Origin of the sequence: Prevotella sp. DNF00663 (genome assembly GCF_001553265.1) — a bacterium.
Classification (GTDB): domain Bacteria; phylum Bacteroidota; class Bacteroidia; order Bacteroidales; family Bacteroidaceae; genus Prevotella.
Genome location: NZ_KQ960649.1, coordinates 55,474 through 58,558, shown reverse-complemented (window position 1 = coordinate 58,558; position 3,085 = coordinate 55,474). Strand labels below are relative to the sequence as shown.

The 3,085-nt window shown below is 43.2% G+C and carries 6 protein-coding genes; all 6 read left to right on the top strand.

Annotation, left to right across the window (positions count from 1 at the left end; all coding sequences use genetic code 11):
- The first annotated feature begins 665 nt into the window (after positions 1-665).
- Genes HMPREF3034_RS09530 through HMPREF3034_RS09505 form a run of 6 tightly spaced genes read left to right on the top strand, consistent with a single transcriptional unit; the run spans position 666 to position 2,991 of the window.
- A complete protein-coding gene (locus tag HMPREF3034_RS09530; RefSeq protein WP_036873654.1) occupies positions 666-875 on the top strand; it encodes a hypothetical protein in 210 nt (69 codons plus the stop codon).
- A gap of 12 nt (positions 876-887) precedes the next feature.
- Complete coding sequence (locus tag HMPREF3034_RS09525; RefSeq protein WP_023058392.1) at positions 888-1,106, top strand: hypothetical protein; 219 nt, start codon at positions 888-890, stop codon at positions 1,104-1,106.
- 11 nt (positions 1,107-1,117) lie between these two features.
- Complete coding sequence (locus HMPREF3034_RS09520; RefSeq protein WP_023058475.1) at positions 1,118-1,414, top strand: hypothetical protein; 297 nt, start codon at positions 1,118-1,120, stop codon at positions 1,412-1,414.
- Positions 1,411-2,001 (top strand): hypothetical protein, encoded by a 591-nt coding sequence (locus tag HMPREF3034_RS09515; protein WP_023058399.1) that lies wholly within the window; start codon positions 1,411-1,413, stop codon positions 1,999-2,001. The genes HMPREF3034_RS09520 and HMPREF3034_RS09515 overlap by 4 nt, the downstream gene beginning before the upstream one ends.
- 17 nt (positions 2,002-2,018) lie before the next feature.
- Positions 2,019-2,438 (top strand): PcfK-like family protein, encoded by a 420-nt coding sequence (locus tag HMPREF3034_RS09510; protein ID WP_023058460.1) that lies wholly within the window; start codon positions 2,019-2,021, stop codon positions 2,436-2,438.
- Between the two features lie 22 nt (positions 2,439-2,460).
- A complete protein-coding gene (locus HMPREF3034_RS09505; protein ID WP_023058491.1) occupies positions 2,461-2,991 on the top strand; it encodes an antirestriction protein ArdA in 531 nt (176 codons plus the stop codon).
- Positions 2,992-3,085 lie beyond the last annotated feature (94 nt).

Sequence of the window (3,085 nt, the reverse complement as noted above, 5' to 3'; positions counted from 1 at the left end):
TAAGCCTACATTTGAGGATTATTATTTTTTTTTGCTCAAAATCTATCATTTAGGTTCAAATGATTGGCATTCAATAGCCTAATGAGTTATGAAATGCAGTAGGTAATGATTTAGCGACCTATCTTCAACAATGATATACAACGCTTTGCATAACTCGAATAACCTGTTGCAAAGATAAGAGTATATCGTGAGAAAAAAGAATTTTCTCCGAGTTATTTTCGTAAAGCCGTCCGTTTGGGCGGCTTTTTGTTTTCCGTGTATTTTATTCTTATGATGAAATGCAGTCTCCGAAGACTGCGTTTTTTGTTTTCGCCCTGCTTCTTTCCATGCACATCCTCCACTTATGCCTGTGTATCATGTCGGGATCGGTTGTTCGTTGTCAGCGGCAAAGGTAGTTCCGGGCTTCTACGGACAAAAAAGGTCGGGGCGGCAAGCCGTTTAGACGACAATCTCCACACTTCCATTTCATTGCAGGTAGTATTCTCGCCGTAAAACCTTGTTTGTCCTAAGCCCTACCTTTTTACGCCACTGAAACGAAAACGACCGACCCGACGGAAAGACGCATAAAAAAAATGTCGGATATGCGAGAAGCTGGGAAAAAGAAAAAGTTGAAACTCAACTCCCTCACCTCTGGAATCCGCCTAAAATCAAAAAAATCAGACAAGATGAAACTGAGATACAAAATATCAATTTGGGTGGCACTTGCACTCGCAGGCTCTCTCCTTTGTGGCGGAAGCATCTGGCTTTGGCTGGCAGGGATATGTGCAGGAAAATTCCTCATTCGGTTACTCCTTACCATTGCTTTGGCTATCGCAGTGTACATTCTGACTTATGCCCTCATCATCGGAGCAATACTTTGGTTACTCATTTCTTAAACAGGCAGATATATGAAAAGAAGAAGCAAGACAATCGCACAGCAATGCAGATACTATGAGGTGGACAACATCTTCGAGTATATGGTATCGGTTTACCTCAACGGAAATATCTCCGCCTTTGGGGAATTATTCAAGGAACTTAATCGGAAGGACAGAAAGGAATTTATCCTCTATCTCTTTTCAGAGGTCGAACCCATTCATATCCAAGAAATCATTTTAGCAACCATCTAAAAGTAAGAATAATGGAAAAATTCAATTTTTATCAAGACAGAAAGGTTACTTGTTGGGAACGCACCCACTTTGATGTAAAAGCCGAGAGTTACGAAGAAGCCGTTGCCCTTGTCAAGTCGTGGCAGGGAGAGGACGTGCTTTGCTTTGAGGACGATGAGAATATCATCATCACAGACGGAGAAACCTTGTATGACACCTCCGAAAGCCTATCCGTAGAGGAAAACGGAGGACAGCCGACTATCGAGGTCTTTGCAAACAATGGAGAAGACATCATCAACAATAAACCCGATAACACTGAACAGATATGAGAACGGAAACAAGAACATACGAGGTATATAACCTCCACGAACTGACAAGGGAGGCACAAGCAAAGGCACACAGCCATTGGGCGGAACATTGCGACTATACTTGGGACAGAGAGAACCGAGCCACATTGCAAGCCTTTGAACGGATTTTCAATATCAAGGCGGACAGATGGTCATACGACAGTTGTACCTACACCTATAGTTTCACTTCCCATTACAGCGAGGAGGAAGACAATATGAAAGGGACAAGACTTCTGAAATACCTTGTCAATAACTATTGGAACGACTTGTATCCACCCAAGACTTATTGGAGTGGAAACTACAAGAAGAAACGCAAGAGCCGTGTGTTTGTTTCGGACGATTGTGTGCTGACGGGCTACTGCATAGACTATGAAATCTTGAAACCCATATACGTTTTTCTGAAAGCCCCCAATGATACCACCCTATACGAACTTATGGACAAGTGTTTGAACGGATTTTTCAAGGCTTGCAGGGACGATATGGAATATCAATTCAGCGAGGAAGCCTTTGCCGAAAGTTGCGAAGCTAACAATTATGAGTTCCTATCAGACGGAACATTATTCAACTGATTAAAACATAAAAGACAATGAAAGGTACAGAGCATTTCAAGAGCGTAATCCAATGTTATTTGGAGAACCGAGCATCATACGATGAACTCTTTGCGGAGAGTTTCCGCAAGGAAAACAAGAACATAGACGAGTGTGTAACCTATATCCTCAGCGAGGTACAGAAAAGCGGTTATTCGGGATTTTCGGACGATGAAATCTACTCTATGGCAGTGCATTACTATGACGAGGACGACATAGAGGTAGGCAAGCCTAATTCCTGCAAAGTGGTGGTAAACCACACCATCGAACTCACGGATGAGGAGAAGGCGGAAGCCAGACAGAGAGCCGTAGAGCAATACCAACGTGAAGAACTCTCCAAAATAAAAAGCCGTAACGCAAGACCAAAGAAAGCCGAGACAACGGAAATCGTATCACAACCCTCACTATTCGAGTTTTAATCCCTTAAACAACGAAAGGAAAATGGAAACAATGGATTTAAGCGAAGCACGCATCTATGTAGGCACTTATGCCAAGTACAACAACGGCTCATTGCAGGGAGAATGGGTGGAACTTTCGGACTTCTACGATTTGGACGACTTTATGGAGCGTTGTGCCGAGATACACGAGGATGAGGAAGAACCCGAATATATGTTCCAAGCGTGGGAGGAAATCCCCGATGGTCTGATAAACGAAGGTCATTTGGATGAAAACTTCTTTGAACTTCGGGACGAGTTGGACAGATTGAATGACACGGAGAAAGAAGCCTTTTGGGAATGGGCGGACGGCAACAATGCCCATATCACCCAAGACGCATACAGCCTTGTAAAGGCTTTTCAATCCGCCTATATGGGCAGTTATGCAAGCAGGGAGGATTTTGCGGAGGAAATTGTGAAAATGAAGAACGATTTATCCGATTTTGCACTGAGTTACTTCGACTTCTCCAAATATGCCGATGACCTTTTTGACACAGACTTTTGGTATAAGGACGGTTATGTATTTCGCAACGAATAAAACAAGGAGGATAGAAAATGAAACCAAGAAACAGATATGAGAAGGCTGTCCTTGCCGAGAGCAAGCACCTTCGCCCGATAACCAAGACACAGAG

Bases quoted from the DNA above. Each gene is read 5' to 3' on its own strand.
- HMPREF3034_RS09530 (WP_036873654.1), top strand. From the start codon at position 666: ATGAAACTGAGATACAAAATATCAATTTGGGTGGCACTTGCACTCGCA.
- HMPREF3034_RS09525 (WP_023058392.1), top strand. From the start codon at position 888: ATGAAAAGAAGAAGCAAGACAATCGCACAGCAATGCAGATACTATGAG.
- HMPREF3034_RS09520 (WP_023058475.1), top strand. From the start codon at position 1,118: ATGGAAAAATTCAATTTTTATCAAGACAGAAAGGTTACTTGTTGGGAA.
- HMPREF3034_RS09515 (WP_023058399.1), top strand. From the start codon at position 1,411: ATGAGAACGGAAACAAGAACATACGAGGTATATAACCTCCACGAACTG.
- HMPREF3034_RS09510 (WP_023058460.1), top strand. From the start codon at position 2,019: ATGAAAGGTACAGAGCATTTCAAGAGCGTAATCCAATGTTATTTGGAG.
- HMPREF3034_RS09505 (WP_023058491.1), top strand. From the start codon at position 2,461: ATGGAAACAATGGATTTAAGCGAAGCACGCATCTATGTAGGCACTTAT.